We start from the raw sequence: 18,586 nt of genomic DNA, 5'->3' as shown, positions 1-18,586 counted from the left end.
TAAAATAAACCTATACAACCCTAATCAACAACATGACCAACAGCATAAAGCGAAGCATACTCACCCGCCACACGCCTACCATTTTGACCTGTTGTTGGATCATAATACTTAACATAAGTAACCCCATCCTCAACTACTCTCCCTGTAACTGCAACCGCATGGTTAATCCCGGGAGTAGCACCAGCAAAAGTCATCATAATCCTTTCGCCAGCACTAGTCATTCCACCAACTGAAATCGTTACAGAGCCACTAAGCTCATAAACATTCATTCCACCATATCCTCCGATAGTCGGTATATCACTAGTTGAGACCCCACCTCCATTGCTTGCAGGTGTATATCCCAAATTATAGGAAGTACTCAAAGAATAAAAATCGTAATCATGAGCACTACCGTCTAAATAGTCGAAAACATTAAAAACACAATCGCTACTAACATCTACTCCTCCAGTAAATGTTGACAATTCGGCTTTGTTAATTACTTCAAGAGAGCCATCATATTCCAAAGATTTTAAAGTGAGTTTTTTTGTCTTCATTTTTCTAATAGTTTAATTTATAGTTTTAGATTATAGTTTCTTTCCTAATCTTCGTATCTGAAAATTTCTTCAATTGCTTTTCGATATTGAGGAAGTTTCTTTTTAGCCTTATCTGTGTAAAAACAATAAAAGTTAACAAACCCCCTGCCTTTTTTCTGCAAGTAAAGTGCTTCCATATGGTTGTATTTCCCTTTATAATAATCTTGAGGGTCTAGCTTTATCGGAACGAATACTGCACTGTCGGCGTTAAATTTGGTTTTGGCTTCTTTTGCTGAATAGTAAGTAACATATTGTTTCCAGTTTAATGATGCATCCTTACCTAAAGAACTCCCGATATCTCTTCTAATAGAATTAGTATGCTGCTTATCTATATGGTCAAAATTACCTCCGGGCATCATTTGTTTCATTTCTATAGAGTCTTGCCTACTAAATGGCTTATATATTGGAATAAAAACAACAAACTCCTTATCTTTAGAATATAAATGATGACTAACGCAAGTAAGGATCTCCTTTAATTTTGGGTTGTCATTAAAGCATTCGCTGCCCTTTACTTCCTCAAAAGTATCAGTCGTCCTGTAAATCAGTCCCATTGATTTTAGAATATCCCTATAGTAATGACCCATCCAGGTATGATCATCCGGTGGTGCATCGACAATGGTTATTTTATTTTGAGCAATACCAACATTAAATTGACACAATAGGGCTGTAAAAACAAAACCCTTAAGTATTCTCATGGACAATTTAATTTGCCATCATTGGTCCAACAGCGTACATACGACTAAAATCACCTGCATTCATCTCCCCTGGCAGGCCAGTTGTAGGATCATAATATTGAATTTTAGAAACTCCACCCACTGTGGAAGCACCAGTAACAGCTACAGCATGGCCTACCCCTGAAGTTCCACCATCTATAACCATCATAATCCTTTCACCAGTTACAGTTCTCCCTGAGCCTGTTATTTGTATTCCTGCCGATGCGTCAAGTTCATTGACGCTTAAATAACCTACCGCCCCGAGTTGCGATATATCGCTATTTTGAATACCAGCAGATTGTGCTGTATAACCTAAATTTGATATGGCATAATTGTAGTACGTTGAATAACTGCCTCCGGCCCCGTCTAAATAATCAAAACATCGAATGATACAATCATTGCTGATGTCTCCCCCCATAAAAGTTGATAATTCTACTTTGCTGATTACTTCAAGTGAGTCATCGTGTTCCAATGTTCTTAAAGTGAGTTTTTTCTTTGTCATGATTTTTAGAGTTTAATTTATATAATATCTTATTAGTATTATGCCAGGCTAAAGTCTTACAACAGCGATTAGACTTATTAGAATTAAACTCCAGGGCTTGATAATGAACCTGCATTTAATTCCTTTTCTAAAATTGACAATATTTTCCCATTTATTTTAAAAGCATTTTACCTATATACACACTAATTTTACCAATTCATTGTAAATGTTAAAATCGAACTTGAATGTTTAAGGGATCATTATACCTGATTGCCTCAACTTACTTTTATAGTGTTCAGGATGAATCAGGTTTAAGATTTTTTGGTTTGCAAATGAATGTTCATAATCCTCTTTGATAATAAGGAATATGTTTTGCCTATACCACCAGAATATATCTGGATTATCCCAGAAATGAGGCCTAAGCACATCAAAAAAACGATAGCCATGTTTAGCAAATTTTTCCACCCAATACTCCGTCCACTGTTCATTGATGTGATTTTGACCACCCTGACCCGGTATTGCGGCTGAAAAAAGAATGACATCGCTTGCCTCAACCAGGGACTTCACCAAAATATCGGACGATTCTTCTTTTAAATGCTCTGCAACTTCCAGACAAATAGCCAGATCATACGCTCTGGCCAATTTGATTGGCTTATCAAGATCAGCATGCGTAAATTCATCTGGATTTATCCTAAGATTATCTATGTCGATCCAGGCACCATCCAAACCCAAAATATCTGTGACACCAATTGATCTTACAACGTGTAAAAAGTTTCCTAGTCCACATCCAAAATCGACAACACTATTGAAATTTATTAGCTCCTTTACAAAAGGAATAATTTCGAGGGCATCTTTATCCCTGTGTATTAACCGATCATGATGATATGGTTTAGACTCACCCGCAATGGAGAAAAGCGGCTCTTGGGTTTTATCTGTTTTGGAAATGAACCGATCAAATACTTTTCGGTAAACTTCAAAATTACTTTGCGAATTCTTGAAATGGCGAACTATAAGCCCACTTTGATTATTGTTTGACGTCACATCTGAGTAACCAAAATCAAACTGGTTTGATACAAATGGGTAGATCACCAATATATTATTAGTCATTTTTGAAAATTTCCCGTCGGCAGTATCACTTTCAGCAAACTGCTCTTTTAGGATTTTTTCATAAAACTTACGATAGATCACAATAAATTGAGTACACCAAAAAGTATCAACCCAATATAATGAATCCCCAATTGGCACTGCATTGGTAAATCCTCCAATACCACCGTTTAATATATCACATCTTTTTTCATGTGCTTTTAGAATACTTTTTATAAATAAGTTGCGATCATAATTGTCTGTAAATTGGTGGTCATCCTCACAGATGATAATAAAATCCTCATCATTTTTAATTCCATCTTCAACACACTTTACAATGCTCGACCACAGTCCAACTGCACCAATACTATGCTTACAAGCTTTCATAAACCGAAGCTCAAACTCACTTTTACCTACAAACTGGTTCTTGATATGTTCCAGCCTATCTTTACGTTCTTCCAGGTTTATCACATAAACTGGGAGTACCAAATTTTCAAATTCCGGCTCTTTCATGAACGATAATAAAAGTTTTTAATCTTGGACAAGATTTCGAGACGCGTTGAAGTTGTTTTAAAAAGTCCGTCTACACGCCCGGTAATATTATTAAAAGGAGTTACATCGGAATAGCCAAAATCTTTTTGAGTTGAAATAAATGGATATACAACAAGTTTCTTATCAGTCAAACCAGAAATTTTTAGATCAGCAACGTCATTTTCACCAAATTGGGCAGACATGATTTTAGGGAAAAAACTTTTAAAAATAATTGTAAACTGTAATCCTGTAAATTTTTCAACCCAAAATAAATGCTCAGATACCTGTATTGGTCGGTTCATCCAACTTATTCCTCCACATAAAATATCAATCGACATTTCCTGGGCAATTTGAATCATATTGAATAAAGCATCCTTGTTATAGCTCTCGGTAAATTGATGATCGTCTTCACAAATCAAAATAAATTCAGCGTCCGTATCCTTGTTTTCTTTGACTATTCTTCTAACAGTCTGCCAAAGACTAACAGCTTTAAAACTGTGTTCTTTGGCTTCAACGATTTTGACGTTGAATTCTTCTTTATCTTGGAACTGCAGCAAAACAGAAGATCTCCGATCTGTTCGCTGCTTAAGATTTATAATAAATGTGTCGATTTTTCTTTCCATTAGCAAAGTGTGGGTTTAAATTTGTAAAATCATTTGTTCAGCACATATTTAATATTATCGAATAGCCGCTGAATAAGCCTTCTGTCGTTTGTAATGATATCTGCAGAACCCTTAGACTCAGACTTAAATTCCAGTTTCCTGCCATAATTTGTCCTCAAGCCTTCACTAAATTTTACCGTGACCAGGTATGTCTCCAGGTTTCCCTGTTCAGTCTTTTCCGTATTGGTTGTCAGGGAAATCGCACTGACTTTACCCTTGATCGTCCCATATTCCATGTAAGGGAAATCATCCAGTTTCACAATCACCTCCTGTCCCATTTTTACTTTCCCAGCACCAATTGCAGGTAAGATCAATTGCCCATATGGTTCCTGCTGGTCTGGGATGATGGTGAACACTGGTTCGCCAGCCTGTACAAAATGGCTGTTCGTCCAGAACTTTAAAAACTGCACCTTACCATTAAAAGGTGCTTTGAACAGGTATTTCTGCTGCCACAAATTGATGTTGTCCTTTAGGTCATTATAAGTGGTGGATAAGGCCAGGGCTAATTCTTTTTCCTTTTCGTTCTTTTGGATCTCAACTTCCTGGATTTTACTTAGGGTCTGCTGGGCTTGTTCACGGCTACCAATTACTGCACTTAATGTGCTTTGATAATTGTCCCTGCTACTTAAAAAATTCATCTGGGTTTTATCAAAATCCGACTCACTCAATACTTTTCTGACAAACAATATGGAATCCCTGCCATAGAATTTACTTCCCAGCTTTAGATTCTCTTCACTGATTCTCAGCTTCTTTTCAGTGGCTACTATAGCAGCCTTTTGTTCAGTTGCCAATTGCTGAAGACTACTGATCTGTTTCTCATATAGCTTGTTCTGCTTGAAATTCTGTGTCTGCTGAACGCAGCTGATAAAAGCATAATACTTTTGGCTCAGTTCTCCCAAAGCAACTTTAGGAGGTAATTTATCTAAAATGCCTGTATTCTCAACTTCATTGGGATCAAACTGATCAAGTAACCGGATGATCGCGAGCAATGACTCTATTGATGTTGGGTTTTGAATGTACGCGATGATGCTTTCTTCCCTGACAATATCCGAGGATTTAAAACCCCTAAGCTGTAATTTACCTGAAATATTAGAGACCAGTTTAATGGGTGCAACGGAAGTATTGATCATGATCTTTCCGCTTACCACATCTGGATAACGTATGATCCAGCCAAAAACAAACAGGATAATAAAAATGACACCTACAATAACTGAAATCCAAAAACCAAACTTTACAGGCATCCTGTCTATGATGTGCTGAACGTGTTCAGTTCTTTCTTTGCTATGATATTTTTGTTCTGTTTCCATCAGTTACTCAGAAGATTTGTCTGCGTATTTTGTTGTACCACTGAAGTTAGATCCAACTGAGATTGTACCAATTGAAAATAGCGTCCTTTTTTCTCCATTAACGTTTCGTGATTTCCGATCTCCACTATGCTTCCTTTTTGCATGACTACAATCTGATCTGCTTTACGAATGGTGCTGAGGCGATGGGCAACGACTATCACGGTTTTTTCTTTAAAAACATTGTCCAGGGCAGAAACAATTTTCTGTTCATTGATGGTGTCCAGTGAATTTGTTGCCTCATCAAAAAATAAATAGTCAGGATCTTTATACAATGCCCGGGCGATAAGTATGCGTTGCTTTTGTCCTCCGCTTAATCCCCGTCCTTGTTCACCCATCATGGTTTGATAGCCCAAGGGCAATTGTTCAATTTCCTGGGAAATATTGGCCGTGTCAAGCGCTTTTTTTAACTTTTGATAGTCAATCCTTTCATCATCCAGTACAATGTTATTGAGTATGGTATCATTAAATATCTTTCCATCCTGCATCACCGCTCCACACTTGTCCCGCCATTGCCGTAAACCAATGTTGTTTACATTCATACTTGCAATTTGAATATCCCCAAATGAGGGTTTATATAACCTGAGCAGTAATTTTAACAAGGTTGACTTGCCGCTTCCGCTGTCACCTACTATGGCGGTTACCTGGCCTTCGGGAATAACAAGGTGTACCCCTCTTAAGACAACCGGGCCTGTCGGGGTATATTGAAAAGAAACATTATTGAGGATCAAGCTCTTGTTGCCCGTGAGTTCAATGTTGTTATTGCCGACATTTTCGTGTTCATCTTCCAACTCATGAATTTCATTCAACCTCAAAAAGCTGATCTTGGCAGACTGGTAAGAGGTTATAAACAGGATAAACTGCTGTACCGGGGCATTCAGCATGCCAATAATGAACTGAGTGGAGATCATTACTCCAAAGGTCATTTCGCCGTTTATTACCGCCTTGGCACAGAAAAAAGTGATGAACAGGTTCTTTAAATTGTCTATAAACTGGGCACCCAGGTTTTGACTGTTGGTAATGTTAAGTACCCGCAGGTTGACCTTGTAAAGGCGGGCCTGAATGTCTTCCCATTTCCAGCGTTTGGCCTTTTCATAATTGTTAATCTTAATGTCCTGGATACTCGCAATGGTTTCCACCCAATAGGTCTGATTTTTAGATACCAGCTCAAAGTATTCCCAGTCCAGCTTTTTCCGGGCGTTCAGGAATGCCATCACCCAGGCAACATAGAAAACACTTCCTGCAAGAAAAATATAGAATATAATGGTATTGTAAATCAACAGAATGATGCCGAATACGACAAAAGTCAATGTAGAGAATATCATGTTCAGGGAATTGTTCATGATAAAACTCCTGATGCGCTCATGGTCCTGTGCCCTTTGTAAGATATCACCGGTCATTTTATTTTCAAAAAAGGTAATGGGTAGCACCATTAACTTAATCAGGTAGTCAGATATCAACGCGATATTTACTCTCGAGGTTACATGCAATAAAATCCAGTCCCGGACCATATTGGACAAAAGTATACTAAGGTAGATGGCAATGTTGGCAATGAGCACTGTATTGATAAAATTCAGGTCGTGGGTCTGTATACCCACATCAATTACCGCCTTTGAGATAAAAGGTAGAAAACCCTGCAATATGGTGACCAGCAGCATCACGGCAAAAAGATTTATAAAACTCTTTTTGTAGGGTCTAAAATAACCTATGAAATGCTCAAATGTCTTTCTCCTGTCCCGCTGTTCATTTGCCTGCCGCTGATGGAAGTCCGCCTGGGGCTCCATGGCCATTAACACCCCTTTTTCATCTTCTTTTTTTATCCATTTCTCAGCAAATTCCTGTTTTGAATACCTTACATATCCTTTTGCAGGATCTGAGACGTAAATGTGTTTTTTGGAGGTTTTATAGACCACAGCAAAGTGATGGTTATCCCAATGAACGATTGCAGGCAGGGGAACTTTTATTTGCAGGTCTTCAACATTGCACTTTAAAGATAAAGTCCGAAAACCAATTCCTTCTCCCGCATAGCTCAAGTCTAAAAAGGAAACCCCTTCCTTGGTCGTACCGCACTTGTCCCTGATGTATTGTAAGGAATAGAATTTCCCGTAGTACTTGGCAATCATTTTTAGACAGGCAGCACCACAGTCCATCATGTCTAGTTGCCGGTCATTCGGGAAAGTTTTTAAAACCATATTATAGAGCATTATTTATGAAAAATGCTGTTTTAATATTGATTTTTTCAATTTTTTATTGCTATACGGTAAGATACATACACAGATAGGTAAAATTCTTTTAAATTATGAGAATAGACCATCATTATAGTCGATGTCAATTAATTACTTTTAAGAAATCAAGACTATTGGAAAACCAATCAATCTTGTGGATAAGATTATACTCACTGACATTATGAAAAAAATACGTGTTAAAATTACCGGCTTTTGGCAGTCTGACGAAAAAATGCTAGAAATGGTAAGGGAATACGGCTTTGGCAGCACCCAGTGGAAAAATATCGAGTTTACCTTAGGGATATATGACAAACTGATCATTCTAACCAGCCCGAACGTCAAATGTGTAGAATATGATGTCCAAAAGGCGATCACATTTCATACTGAACCGATAACTTCAAGTAATAACGAACCTCATAAAAGCTCTTTTATTGCACCATTGTCTTTAGTTGGATGGACGTTGAATAAAACATCTAAAAAACTGGTGTTACCTAATAAAAATGGGTTGCAGATAAAAAAAACCGGCTTACTATCTTCTGTTACAAGTGACTTATGCTATTTGGATGGACATAGAGCCCGACTAAAGTTCTTGCAAAGATTTGACCATCTTGTTGAAGATGGATTCGATTTGTGGGGTAGAAACGAAATCGGTATATTTTTTAAAACCATTCGATCGTACAGAGGAGAAATTGATGATAAGTATGATGCACTACTACCTTATACTTATCACTTTAACTGCGAAAACTCGTTTGATGAAAACTACTACACTGAAAAATTATTAGATCCAATCTTAACAGAAACGCTTTGCTTTTATGACGGATGCACAAATATCTCTTCGTTTATTGATGATAGGGCGTATGTCAAATTGGACATCAAAAATATTGAGGAATCAATTGATATCATCATAAAATCTATTGATGCTAATGAATATAAAAAGAGAAGACCTTATGTACGTAAACAAAAGGAAAGAATATTGACTCATCTGAATCCCTTAAATATTATATGGATGGCCGTAAACGACATGGACATTATCAAAGAATGTACATTGTAGGCTTATGAACCCTGCTGCTCTTTCTCTTCATTGGCAAACGGATCCCAGTCATCATGATACTCGATACCCTTGGGGTTTGGACCATACTCATTACTTCCTGGATCGCTTTCTCCAAATAACATGATCCAGAAATAAAAAGGAATGATCTGCCATGCACCGTTAACCCCTCTGTCATGACAACGCTTTGCACCCTGTGCAATCAAAAAATATAGACTCGGAAAATAAATCAGGAGGATAACTACTGAAGCGGTATTCAAAGACTCGGCCGAAGCCAAACCACCCGCGACGAGTAATCCGGCCGTACCAATGATCACACTGAGACCAAACTCGAGTCTTCTGATTCGTCCCTTAAAGGAGAAAGGATTTTTAAACATACAATCGTTATTAATTATTAATCTGTTTCACTCTTATGGAACTCACTTACTTTTCTTAGCTTCTACAACTGCCAGGTTATTGATGATCTTCCATCGGTTATCAGTATCAAGTATCAAAGAGTTGTAGGCAACAAAATGATTCTCTGAACTTTCCAACCGGACTTTAACCATTGCCACAGTACCGCTGCTATCGATATGCTCAATTTTCATTTGCCGAGGCAGGCCACCAAAAACACCAGCTTTGATATTAGAAAGGTATTGCTGTTTATCTATAATCGTAACTCCCGGAGTACCCATAAAACCGTTATTCGTTACCCTGAAGTCTTTATGTAAAACCTGGTCTAGAAGTAGTGTGTCACTATTGTCGCCACCCTTTACAAAGTCTGTTACCGCCTGCGTTATTTCTTCTGTTAATGTTGTCATAGATTTTTGTCTGTTTATCCTTCCTCTTACAACTGAAACGGCGTAGCTTTCAGGTAAATCCTATATTCCTTTACCATGCCGTTTTTAGATTTATCAGACCTTGGCAAGTAGCGCAATCCTTTAATACTCACCTCCTGCCCGAAATCTATCACAATTTGGTGAGGATGTTTGGTTTTGCCCCCAACAAACTGAGAACTCCACATCGTAGATTCCTGATTATCGTAAACGCGATCCGCAGCATTATTGGCAGCAGTAATTTCTTCGCTGTCTGCATAAATTATCTTCCACTTTTGAGTTGAAATTGGTTTACCATCGACACCGACAAACTGTAGTTCGGCAATAGATGTGGTGATATCATTAGCTTGTTGTGCACTTAAGGCCTCAAAACAAACATATCTTCCGTTATATGCCACATCAAAAGTTACGTCCTTCCAGCCTTTGGCATCGTCGAAGCTACTTGTCAGTATTGGTTTTTCATTGGCCAATTTCAATTCCTGCCCAGCTTTTCTGCTCAGCAATGAGGCATCGGGTTTGATTTTATCAATAATCGGAGTTTTTAAACCAACAATACTTGCTTCAGCAGGCTTTTCTAAGTCAAGTACGATGATTTCGTTTTCACCCTTTTTCAACCAAACGCCCGGCATAAACAGTGTTTGCTGTGGGCCGATTTTCCAAAAACGACCGATGTTATAGCCGTTTACCCAAACCATACCTTTGCCCCAACTACTCATATCTAAGTAAGTGTCCGCTGTGCTGGTTAAATTAAATTTAGCTTTATACCATGCCGGACCATTTGGGGTTTGTGCCGAAAATTTATGTTTAGCCTGGAAAGCATGGTCTACGGGAAAGTTATAAACCGTCCAATTTTGTAAAGTAGTAGTGGTTTTTCCATCATTAATTTCCACTTTCTCAGTAATTCCTTTTCTATCGATAATGGCTTCGCCAAAATTTACCCTGCCAGTGGCCTCCACCAAAATATCTAATACTGCATTTGCTTTCGTTGCAGGAATCTCTATGGTATTATCTGCACGGCGACGATCTAGTTTTCCAATCAATTTACCATCGATAAATATTTCGGCCCAATCGTGTAATTCGGTAATGATCAATTTTCTAGGAGCTGCAGATGCTTTTAAATTCGTCCGGTAGTTGATTCTGCCCCAGCCCTGGTTAAACATTTCCATCGGTTTTATATCTACCGATTTTTTACCTAATGGCAAGTTCTGAAAAAGCGGCGCTGCTTGCGTAAACTTGATTTTAGGAATTTCCATTAATGGCATTTGTGCGGGAATATCTGCCAATACCTCTCCCGGATTTAAGTAGTTCTTCAACAAGTCCCTTACCGCAAAAAACTTGTCGGTAGTATTTCCCTGTTCTCCGATTGGTGCATTGTAATCGTAAGAAGTAACCATTGCCGAATATGGCGGAGAATTAGCGCCACCCCATTGTCCAAAAGTAGTACCACCATGAGCCATATATAAACTGAAAGATATTTTACGATCCATCATGTCTTTTAAGCTTCCTATAAAACTATTCACCGAGCGTGTTTCATGCGGGCGCCCCCAGTTGTCAAACCAACCGGTCCAATATTCGCTGCACATTAACGGTGCATCTGGATTCTGCTCTTTAAATGCTTTAAATTGTTTATCAATATCTGATCCTGCACCAAAATTTAGGGTAGTGGCTACTTCTGGATTTACTTTATAATAATCGAAAGTGGAAGCCCAGTCGCAACGCATTAGTTGTACTTTATCGAAACCCGCTGCTTTTACATTTTTGCGGGTTGCTTCCATATATTCAGTACTATTACCAAATGCAGCATACTCGTTTTCTACCTGCACCATAATGATGTTGCCACCATTTTGGATTTGTAAAGGTGCCAGTTGCTTACCTACTTCTTTTAAATATTTAGCTGATCGCTCCATAAAAAAAGCATCGTCAAGGGTCCTTACCTTTAGGTCTTTTTTCTTTAGCAACCACCATGGCAAACCACCCATGTCCCATTCGGCACAAGCATAAGGACCCGGCCTAACGATACAGTACATGCCATTTTTTTGGATGAGTTTTACAAAAGCGGCTACGTCTTTTTGCCCTGCAAAGTCAAACTTATCTTGCTCTTGTTCATGGTAGTTCCAAAAAAGGTAAATACAGATCGTATTCATGCCCATTGCTTTGCAAAGCTTGATGCGTTGATCCCAATATTCCCGCGGAATCCTCGGAAAATGGATTTCTCCGGCCCGAATCAGGAATGGCTTTCCATTTAGCAGGAACTCGTTTTTCCCAAGAGAAAAACTGCCTCCTGTTATAATTGAATTTTTTGTAATTGACTTGTCTTGTGTTTGAGATTGCGCAAAGGCATTTAAACCAATTCCCAATAGGATTACAAGCAGTATTCGTTTCATAATATGTGTGTTGTCTAACCAATGTGCAAAATAGCATTTTTGGTTTACTTTGATATAAGAATATTTCTTACATACATTTAGACCCCATTGCGGGTGTAACTTATCTCAATTAATAACAAATGGTATCTCATTACTGTCAAACCACCCTTTAATGCAATTGGAGCCATATTGGTTATGGTATGAAATTTTTATCTTGTATTTGGCAGGGGCTAACAATATTCCCTGTTTTTTTAATATGGAACTTATATTGAAGGCTCTTGCATAAGTTTTACCTCGTGGTATCTCAATATATTTAAAATCGTTTCCCGGGCCAAAATCCATCTTACCCCCTCTTAAAGGACTTATGATATTTCCATCCTCTTTTGTAATGGTCATTGAAAAGAAAATTCCTTCAGGATCAAAACGGTCAAGAAGTTTTACAGTTTCATTTCTCAAATTACTGAAGTGAGCCCATATTAATAACCCATCGCCTTTTATAGCATTTTTATTTTGATTACTTATTTTTAGATTAATCTGTGGAGTCTTATTTGCCAAATTATCTTGGGCAAACGAAGAATTGCCTAAAATGGCAAAAGCCAAACTATAAGCAGTTAACAACAGGAATACGGCAAGGAGTGAGATCTTTTTCATATTAAGTGCCTGTACAGTCCGAGTTTAACTCCCTCATCTGGTATAATCAATATCTATCATTGGAGAGAAATAGATTGCACCGCCCACCACCGATTTATTTTGTTGAGATGAGACTATTGATAGGTATAATTTCAATTTATATTTTCCAGACGACAGACTTTTTGTGGGCTTCAGGATTCTGTTTTGCACATCCTGGGGTGTTTCTACTTGTTTCACATTTTTAAGAATCAAATTGACCTTACAATTGCCGTCTGCTGGGATTTGTATATATTCCTGCTTTTTGAAATCGCTGCTTTCTTTTCTCCCATTGATGGAAACCTGATCCACAATTACTGATTCTGATTGAAGTTTCTTTTGACCATCCTTTGGGCTCCTGTTGATTTTAACTTCACTTGAAACATCATTAGGTACGGAAATATTAAGTCCCTTTTCGTTATACAAAGACACAGTTAATTCGTTAACAATATTTTGAATGGAGATAGCATTGCCCGAAGTATTTTTTACTATCAATGTAAAATGAATACCGTTCCCTGATACCGACTGTCTGGCATTAATAGCAGCACTAACTGTTACTAAATTTTTGTCAGTAGCCAAAGAACCATTTAATAATTTAAATTTAATTTCACTACCTGTTTGTGCAAAATTTGTACTACTCATTAATACTATACCAAAGCATATTAAATAGATGTAAGCTGTTTTATTTTTCATTTCGAATCATTTTTAAAGTTAAAAATTAATAGGGGCAACTGGCACATCCCGGCCATGCAGGAGTATGGGTACTTGCATTATTGCATATTCCAGTTCCAACAGGGTCTACAATAGCATGTTCGGCCAGGTCAGTAGCCCCACCAGCCGCGTGATCATATTGTATGAGATTTACGTAGTCAATATCCCAAAGTGTTCGGGCAACATTTTTGACCGTTTGAAACGCAGCTAAATTCATTAACTCTGTAACCGCTTGAGCTTTTGTTTGTCCAGTAGCGGGTACCGTTAGTGTTCTCACATCAGTCACAATGGCTGATAATACGTTATTTAAAGCTGGCAACAGCCGGCTCGCATGCACATTTTCGTGTGCTCGTACTGCTGAAACCATATACCACTGCCCAGCAGCATTGCCCAGTGCTTTTAAATCAGTTACTTGAGCACAATAATTATATGAATTAGCCCCTCCCACTTCACTGCAACCCAGTATAAGACGGGCCTGTAAAGAATAATTACCTCTTGCACTTATCAATACAGCTGTCCAGACACAGTCAGATAGACTTGCACCTATTGTTAGGTCTACAGTTTCATCCTCAGTATATCCCCAATTCGTTCCAAGCGCACTAACGGACGCCGCTGACGGGGACACTTCTGCAATAGATGCTGTAGGTGTTAATGTAGGGGGATCTGCCAACTCCGAACAATCCGATATACCAGTTGTACCGCCGATACACCCACAACAAGTATTATAAGCACTTCCTCCGACGACACCTGCACAATCTCCTGCTTGGTTATTAACCGGTCCATCGGGATATTCAGGATCATCCTCAATATCTGAAGGATGAAAAGTATAGGTATATGGAACAAATTCGTAATTAAAGGATCCATCTATAATCATCATAAATAATTCTGGGTAAAATACACCCGAACTGACGTTTTCTTCATTATCACAAAGGCAAGTTATTGGATCAAACAACATAAGTGATGGACATTGATAAATCACCACTGCCAAATAACTAGATCCATAAGCAAATTGAACAAGTTCCATAAACCCACTTTCAGTTATCATTTTTTTATTAAACGCTGATGAGAGAATCTTGTTTCCATTTCCTCCTATAGACAGTACATCTCTCTTGAAAACACTAGCCTTTAGTTTTGTTTTTAATTGTCCGGCTAAAGTATAGCGCAAGGGATAATATTTCCCGCCAACACTCATAAATTGCATGATGCTGACTTCAGTTTGCCCCCTGACATTTTTAATATAAAGTTCAAAAACGTCTTTGGTTTTTGCGGGGGCAATTTGCTTGCTGTCCTTTGGTTTTAGTTTGCTTAAATCAAAATAAATGGGTACACGTATGTTATTAGCGCTATCAACAATCGCTTTTTCCCAATTTATTTCGAAGCCCATTTTTTTAACAAAAGAGTCAGAACCCTGTTCTTCCAGAATGGATTCTACATAGACTTTTGCTTTTAAAATGGCTTCATTGACAACTACTTCAGGCTGATTTTGAATTTCCAGGCCACGTTTGCAGGAGTTACCTAGCAATATGATGCCAAGCAGTAATACGACACATAGAGGCGTCTTCGTGTTTATTATGTTCATGTATTTAATTTGTTTCATCTCGAAAATGTCTCCTTTGCAGCTAAGAATAGGAAATCAGGGCGCATGCTGGCAGTGCCAATTCGCAATGGATTTGAAAGTAGGTAAATACTTAAGATTTGCTTATTGAGAGCCATGAAAGAGCGTTATATCTGGTTATATAAAGTAAAGACGGCAAAGGGTAGGGATATGGGGTAGATAAATTTTAATTATTTTATTGAATTTACCCCTCTGAGTTTTCTTTAATATGCTCCAGTACCCTCATGTGGATTTTGTGTATAATATATTTGCTCCACAAGCTCCAATAAAGTGCCGGTTTGATGTTGTGAAAATACCATGTTGTGCCTTCCAATAATGTATTCCCATCGGGAAGCCTGGTTAACTTAAACTGACCACGTTTTGATACAAAATAGTCATGCAGGTGAGGCGCATCGATATCATAAAAACTCAGCTCTTTCATAGGTGCAGGCTGTTCCTGCACATCAAATTTAAGAAGTCTCGGCTCATCCCAAACAGTAATGGGCTCTACGAAACTGCCAGTCGTAAAGTTACAATGCCTGACCGCTCCAACACCCCTACCTTCAATTACAGCATTGATGGGGTAAGCAATACCTGTTTTAAATATAAATTCTGTTGGTGCTTTCAATTCAGGGAATTCAACCACATTTTTCCAGACTTCTTCCGGACTGGCTTTTATCACAATAGAGGTAGTTACCGGCTGTACTACAGGCGGGATCGTTGTTTCTACAAAAGCAGTCAATGGCGTAACTAAGAATAAAAACAAAATCACAGCCTGACCATGCACCATCTTTTTTCTCGATATCCCATATCCAATGTAACTGCCAGTCCATAAAAACAATAATAAAAAAGGAGAAGCCATGCCGATGCAGATCAATCCCTCAATCGCGAATGCCAGCATTAGTAATAGGGAAACCAATAAAGTTAAAAAGGCGGCTTTGTGTTTATACGCTACTTCTCTTCCAAAAGTGTAAAGCCAGGTAGCGCTAATACCCATGAGCAGAGGTATCAAAACGAACAAATACATGCCATAAGATCCAATACCGTAAATGCCAAGTAAGGTGAGCAAGCCACAAATTATCGTAGATCCAAGAACCGAAAAGTATAATCTGGTTTTAGGGTTTTGCGGAAAGTAAGAGAGCAGGTTCATGCGGATTTAAATTATGGAAGTAAATATAGGGAATTATTGATTTCGTTATCTTTATAACCTATTTATATCCAAATATGAAAACGACTCTTTTTGCCTTAATCTTCTTCATAGGCATCTTCTTTACCGAAGCCTACTCCCAAAGCCAAAAGGTTAGTTTTAGAGTATCCATTTCAGACGGTTCTTCTAAAAGCGTGTTTGACCAGAATCCCGATATTGAACACATCTATATCAGATACAAAAATGGTGAGCCTGCAATTATCAGCTTTTATGAGCGCTCTGAAAAACCTGAAAGCAAATTGATAGAAAAGTATTACACCAGATTTGAGGGCGACTGCTATGAACTCAGCAAAAAGTATCCGGGCTTACAACTTCCGCAAATGCCTAAACTGGATGTATGGCATTTTGCAGGTGTACAAAGTTTGAAAGACAGCTCCATTCACGTTGAAGTAACTACAAATCTAAAACGGGATACCCTGGTTCATAACTTTACCTATACCATTTTAGGCAACACCTATGTATATGATTTTATGGAAATGAACGAACGACCAAAACTAAAAGGGAGTATCTCAGATTTTCAGAAAAAACTAAGGCTTGCCTATCAGCAATGGAAGCCCATAGCGGTCACAGATTCTGCATTGCTCATTACAGGAATTGTAGAGAAAGACGGATCATTTGGCAATGTCCAATTGCTAATGGGTAAGCCATCGCCGTTCTCTGACAAAGTATTGAACTTCATCAGCAGGGAAGCTAGATCGTGGTGGCCGGGGAAAGCACTTAGAACAAAAATTATAAGAGAATACGCAAAAATCTTCGTCCGGCTAAATAAAGATGACTCCATAACTTTTTCCACTTTGTAATCTAATCCTTGCCATTCCCCGGCTACTACAAACTAAATTCGGCTCAAGGCAGCTAATATCTTTTCCTACTGGAAGAGATACCCAAATACGTTCCGTCCCATCAGTGTAAATCTGATATAACCATCCCTTACACGGTGCTTGATACCATTTTTACCATATAGGTTCAATTCAAATTTCGCTTCGACATAATAGTAGTCCTTGCCAATTTGCTCAGTCTTTACAATCTCAAATACAGAGTCATCCTGTGGATAATTTGCAAGTGACGCTTCAAAAGCAGATTCAGGCTTTCCAGTTCTGCCGTAAGTATCAAATGAAATGGCCACACCATTTTTAGAATTTGTACTTTCATGATCAGTTGCAAAACTCAACTTGCCCTTTTTTATAAAGCTCCTCACATCCGGGAAATACATACCTCCATATATATTCATATCCTTTTTATGAAAACCCTGGCTGAATGAAATTCTGAAAGCTACGTCATGATCAGTCTGATAAACATTATTGCAAAAAAAATAAATAGAATCCGTAGGTGCATACCAACCTTTGCCTGTCATGCCGTATCCAGTATATATTGTCATTCCATCTTTAGGAGCATCTAAATATCTCATCCGATACCCACTATTACCCATTCCTGACATCCCCATAAAAACAGGTTCACCGGAAAAAGATTTTTCTCCTATCTTAAAATAAACACTGTCGTATCTAGAGTTAATCTCCTTTACAGGTGTTACAGGAACATCTACTGGAGTACCTTTCTCGCAGCTGGAGAAAAATAGTGAAGTACTGGCAACGAAGGCCAGGCACAGCATCCACAGATGCTGTTTTGATAAAGCGTTTTTCATAGGTTTTTATTTGTGTGTGCAGCAAATGTAATTAAAAACCAAATCCAATTTTAAAAAAGTAATTTAGACTACAGCCTCAATAGATTCGGCTACATCCAACTGCCAAATGATGCGGAACTTTGTTTCATCAAAACTGTTAATACAAATCAACAATAAAACATGGAAACAAAAAACAAGATAGCCCTGATCACTGGTGGTAGCCGCGGACTGGGCAGAAATATGGCATTAGCCATCGCTAAAAAAGGTATAGATGTAGTGATCACTTACAATTCCAACAAGGAAGCAGCGGATGAAGTGATTGATCAGATTCAATTGATGGGACAAAATGCTGCCGCTTTTCAACTGGATACTAGCGACATCACTGGCTTTGATACATTTGTGGATAGCCTGACGAAGCACCTTACCACGGAAACCGGAAGCCAGAACATCGATTTTCTGGTGAACAACGCTGGCACAGCACTTTATTCCCCAATCACTGAAACTACGGAGGTGCAGATGGATGCCATATTCAACATCCATTACAAGGGTGTGTTTTTCCTGACCCAAAAACTGCTGCCCTACCTGAACAATGGTGGTGGGATCGTCAACATTTCTTCTGGACTTACCCGCATCTCGATGCCTGGCTCATCGGTATATGGTTCATTGAAAGCAGCGGTAGAAACATTGACGCGTTACCAAGCCAAAGAACTAGGCGAGCGCAAAATTAGGGTAAACGTAGTGGCTCCTGGCGCCATAGAAACGGATTTCGGTGGCGGTCGTGTAAGGGACAACCAAGAGATCAACAACCAAATTGCAGGGATTACCGCACTTGGACGTACTGGTTTGCCTGATGATATTGGTGGCGTGGTGGCATTCTTGTGCTCAGAGGATGCTTACTGGATCAATGCGCAAAGGATTGAAGTATCGGGCGGACAGGCCATCTAACAATTGCTT

At 38.6% G+C, this 18,586-nt stretch carries 18 protein-coding genes; 3 read left to right on the top strand and 15 right to left on the bottom strand.

What is annotated here, in order from left to right; translation table 11 throughout:
* Window positions 1–20 precede the first annotated feature (20 nt).
* The 7 genes from R2Q78_RS16865 to R2Q78_RS16835 all read right to left on the bottom strand — a co-directional run bounded on the left by R2Q78_RS16865 (window position 21) and on the right by R2Q78_RS16835 (window position 7,577).
* Entirely contained in the window at window positions 21–461 is a 441-nt protein-coding gene (locus R2Q78_RS16865; RefSeq protein ID WP_316793714.1) for a hypothetical protein, read from the bottom strand.
* Between the two features lie 116 nt (window positions 462–577).
* Window positions 578–1,267 (bottom strand): hypothetical protein, encoded by a 690-nt coding sequence (locus R2Q78_RS16860; RefSeq protein WP_316793713.1) that lies wholly within the window; start codon window positions 1,265–1,267, stop codon window positions 578–580.
* A gap of 7 nt (window positions 1,268–1,274) precedes the next feature.
* Complete coding sequence (locus R2Q78_RS16855; RefSeq protein ID WP_316793712.1) at window positions 1,275–1,787, bottom strand: hypothetical protein; 513 nt, start codon at window positions 1,785–1,787, stop codon at window positions 1,275–1,277.
* 228 nt (window positions 1,788–2,015) lie between these two features.
* Window positions 2,016–3,362 (bottom strand): methyltransferase domain-containing protein, encoded by a 1,347-nt coding sequence (locus tag R2Q78_RS16850; protein ID WP_316793711.1) that lies wholly within the window; start codon window positions 3,360–3,362, stop codon window positions 2,016–2,018.
* The gene (locus tag R2Q78_RS16845; RefSeq protein ID WP_316793710.1) at window positions 3,359–4,003 is read right to left on the bottom strand and encodes a hypothetical protein; all 645 of its coding nucleotides are present in this window, start codon (window positions 4,001–4,003) and stop codon (window positions 3,359–3,361) included. The genes R2Q78_RS16850 and R2Q78_RS16845 overlap by 4 nt, the downstream gene beginning before the upstream one ends.
* A 29-nt stretch (window positions 4,004–4,032) precedes the next feature.
* Window positions 4,033–5,349: an HlyD family efflux transporter periplasmic adaptor subunit gene (locus R2Q78_RS16840; protein ID WP_316793709.1), complete on the bottom strand. Its 1,317-nt coding sequence runs from the start codon at window positions 5,347–5,349 to the stop codon at window positions 4,033–4,035.
* Window positions 5,349–7,577 (bottom strand): peptidase domain-containing ABC transporter, encoded by a 2,229-nt coding sequence (locus tag R2Q78_RS16835; protein WP_316793708.1) that lies wholly within the window; start codon window positions 7,575–7,577, stop codon window positions 5,349–5,351. The genes R2Q78_RS16840 and R2Q78_RS16835 overlap by 1 nt, the downstream gene beginning before the upstream one ends.
* 214 nt (window positions 7,578–7,791) lie before the next feature.
* On the opposite strand from R2Q78_RS16835, the gene R2Q78_RS16830 reads away from it, so the two are divergent.
* A complete protein-coding gene (locus R2Q78_RS16830) occupies window positions 7,792–8,661 on the top strand; it encodes a hypothetical protein (protein ID WP_316793707.1) in 870 nt (289 codons plus the stop codon).
* Between the two features lie 2 nt (window positions 8,662–8,663).
* On the opposite strand, the gene R2Q78_RS16825 is transcribed toward R2Q78_RS16830, so the two are convergent.
* From R2Q78_RS16825 to R2Q78_RS16795, 7 genes are all read right to left on the bottom strand, one after another.
* On the bottom strand, window positions 8,664–9,035 hold the full coding sequence (locus R2Q78_RS16825; RefSeq protein WP_316793706.1) for a DUF805 domain-containing protein: 372 nt from the start codon (window positions 9,033–9,035) through the stop codon (window positions 8,664–8,666).
* 42 nt (window positions 9,036–9,077) lie between these two features.
* On the bottom strand, window positions 9,078–9,458 hold the full coding sequence (locus tag R2Q78_RS16820) for a nuclear transport factor 2 family protein (RefSeq protein WP_316793705.1): 381 nt from the start codon (window positions 9,456–9,458) through the stop codon (window positions 9,078–9,080).
* Between the two features lie 26 nt (window positions 9,459–9,484).
* Window positions 9,485–11,857 (bottom strand): beta-galactosidase, encoded by a 2,373-nt coding sequence (locus R2Q78_RS16815; protein ID WP_316793704.1) that lies wholly within the window; start codon window positions 11,855–11,857, stop codon window positions 9,485–9,487.
* Window positions 11,858–11,962: 105 nt separating this feature from the next.
* On the bottom strand, window positions 11,963–12,487 hold the full coding sequence (locus R2Q78_RS16810; protein ID WP_316793703.1) for a hypothetical protein: 525 nt from the start codon (window positions 12,485–12,487) through the stop codon (window positions 11,963–11,965).
* A gap of 33 nt (window positions 12,488–12,520) precedes the next feature.
* Window positions 12,521–13,195, bottom strand: a complete 675-nt coding sequence (locus R2Q78_RS16805) for a hypothetical protein (protein WP_316793702.1) — start codon at window positions 13,193–13,195, stop codon at window positions 12,521–12,523.
* 25 nt (window positions 13,196–13,220) lie between these two features.
* Window positions 13,221–14,792: a hypothetical protein gene (locus tag R2Q78_RS16800; protein WP_316793701.1), complete on the bottom strand. Its 1,572-nt coding sequence runs from the start codon at window positions 14,790–14,792 to the stop codon at window positions 13,221–13,223.
* 220 nt (window positions 14,793–15,012) lie between these two features.
* Complete coding sequence (locus R2Q78_RS16795; RefSeq protein WP_316793700.1) at window positions 15,013–15,957, bottom strand: SRPBCC family protein; 945 nt, start codon at window positions 15,955–15,957, stop codon at window positions 15,013–15,015.
* Window positions 15,958–16,031: 74 nt separating this feature from the next.
* Between R2Q78_RS16795 and R2Q78_RS16790 the strand changes: the two genes are divergently transcribed.
* The gene (locus R2Q78_RS16790) at window positions 16,032–16,814 is read left to right on the top strand and encodes a hypothetical protein (protein WP_316793699.1); all 783 of its coding nucleotides are present in this window, start codon (window positions 16,032–16,034) and stop codon (window positions 16,812–16,814) included.
* A 65-nt stretch (window positions 16,815–16,879) separates the two neighbouring features.
* Here R2Q78_RS16790 and R2Q78_RS16785 read toward each other — a convergent pair whose 3' ends face one another.
* Window positions 16,880–17,653, bottom strand: a complete 774-nt coding sequence (locus R2Q78_RS16785) for a hypothetical protein (RefSeq protein WP_316793698.1) — start codon at window positions 17,651–17,653, stop codon at window positions 16,880–16,882.
* Window positions 17,654–17,812: 159 nt separating this feature from the next.
* Here R2Q78_RS16785 and R2Q78_RS16780 point away from each other — a divergent pair, with 159 nt between their 5' ends.
* Window positions 17,813–18,577 carry an SDR family oxidoreductase gene (locus tag R2Q78_RS16780; protein ID WP_316793697.1) on the top strand — a complete coding sequence of 255 codons (765 nt, stop codon included), beginning with the start codon at window positions 17,813–17,815 and terminating at the stop codon, window positions 18,575–18,577.
* Window positions 18,578–18,586 lie beyond the last annotated feature (9 nt).

The sequence above is a fragment of the Pedobacter frigoris genome (genome assembly GCF_032678645.1).
Lineage (GTDB): Bacteria > Bacteroidota > Bacteroidia > Sphingobacteriales > Sphingobacteriaceae > Pedobacter > Pedobacter frigoris_A.
The sequence above is the reverse complement of the archived record's forward strand: the minus strand, read 5'-3'. Positions and strand labels throughout refer to the sequence as shown.

Bases quoted from the DNA above. Each gene is read 5' to 3' on its own strand.
- R2Q78_RS16835 (WP_316793708.1), bottom strand. From the start codon at position 7,577: ATGGTTTTAAAAACTTTCCCGAATGACCGGCAACTAGACATGATGGAC.
- R2Q78_RS16860 (WP_316793713.1), bottom strand. From the start codon at position 1,267: ATGAGAATACTTAAGGGTTTTGTTTTTACAGCCCTATTGTGTCAATTT.
- R2Q78_RS16825 (WP_316793706.1), bottom strand. From the start codon at position 9,035: ATGTTTAAAAATCCTTTCTCCTTTAAGGGACGAATCAGAAGACTCGAG.
- R2Q78_RS16785 (WP_316793698.1), bottom strand. From the start codon at position 17,653: ATGAAAAACGCTTTATCAAAACAGCATCTGTGGATGCTGTGCCTGGCC.
- R2Q78_RS16780 (WP_316793697.1), top strand. From the start codon at position 17,813: ATGGAAACAAAAAACAAGATAGCCCTGATCACTGGTGGTAGCCGCGGA.
- R2Q78_RS16855 (WP_316793712.1), bottom strand. From the start codon at position 1,787: ATGACAAAGAAAAAACTCACTTTAAGAACATTGGAACACGATGACTCA.
- R2Q78_RS16845 (WP_316793710.1), bottom strand. From the start codon at position 4,003: ATGGAAAGAAAAATCGACACATTTATTATAAATCTTAAGCAGCGAACA.
- R2Q78_RS16810 (WP_316793703.1), bottom strand. From the start codon at position 12,487: ATGAAAAAGATCTCACTCCTTGCCGTATTCCTGTTGTTAACTGCTTAT.
- R2Q78_RS16805 (WP_316793702.1), bottom strand. From the start codon at position 13,195: ATGAAAAATAAAACAGCTTACATCTATTTAATATGCTTTGGTATAGTA.
- R2Q78_RS16800 (WP_316793701.1), bottom strand. From the start codon at position 14,792: ATGAACATAATAAACACGAAGACGCCTCTATGTGTCGTATTACTGCTT.
- R2Q78_RS16820 (WP_316793705.1), bottom strand. From the start codon at position 9,458: ATGACAACATTAACAGAAGAAATAACGCAGGCGGTAACAGACTTTGTA.
- R2Q78_RS16815 (WP_316793704.1), bottom strand. From the start codon at position 11,857: ATGAAACGAATACTGCTTGTAATCCTATTGGGAATTGGTTTAAATGCC.
- R2Q78_RS16830 (WP_316793707.1), top strand. From the start codon at position 7,792: ATGAAAAAAATACGTGTTAAAATTACCGGCTTTTGGCAGTCTGACGAA.
- R2Q78_RS16840 (WP_316793709.1), bottom strand. From the start codon at position 5,349: ATGGAAACAGAACAAAAATATCATAGCAAAGAAAGAACTGAACACGTT.
- R2Q78_RS16850 (WP_316793711.1), bottom strand. From the start codon at position 3,362: ATGAAAGAGCCGGAATTTGAAAATTTGGTACTCCCAGTTTATGTGATA.
- R2Q78_RS16790 (WP_316793699.1), top strand. From the start codon at position 16,032: ATGAAAACGACTCTTTTTGCCTTAATCTTCTTCATAGGCATCTTCTTT.
- R2Q78_RS16795 (WP_316793700.1), bottom strand. From the start codon at position 15,957: ATGAACCTGCTCTCTTACTTTCCGCAAAACCCTAAAACCAGATTATAC.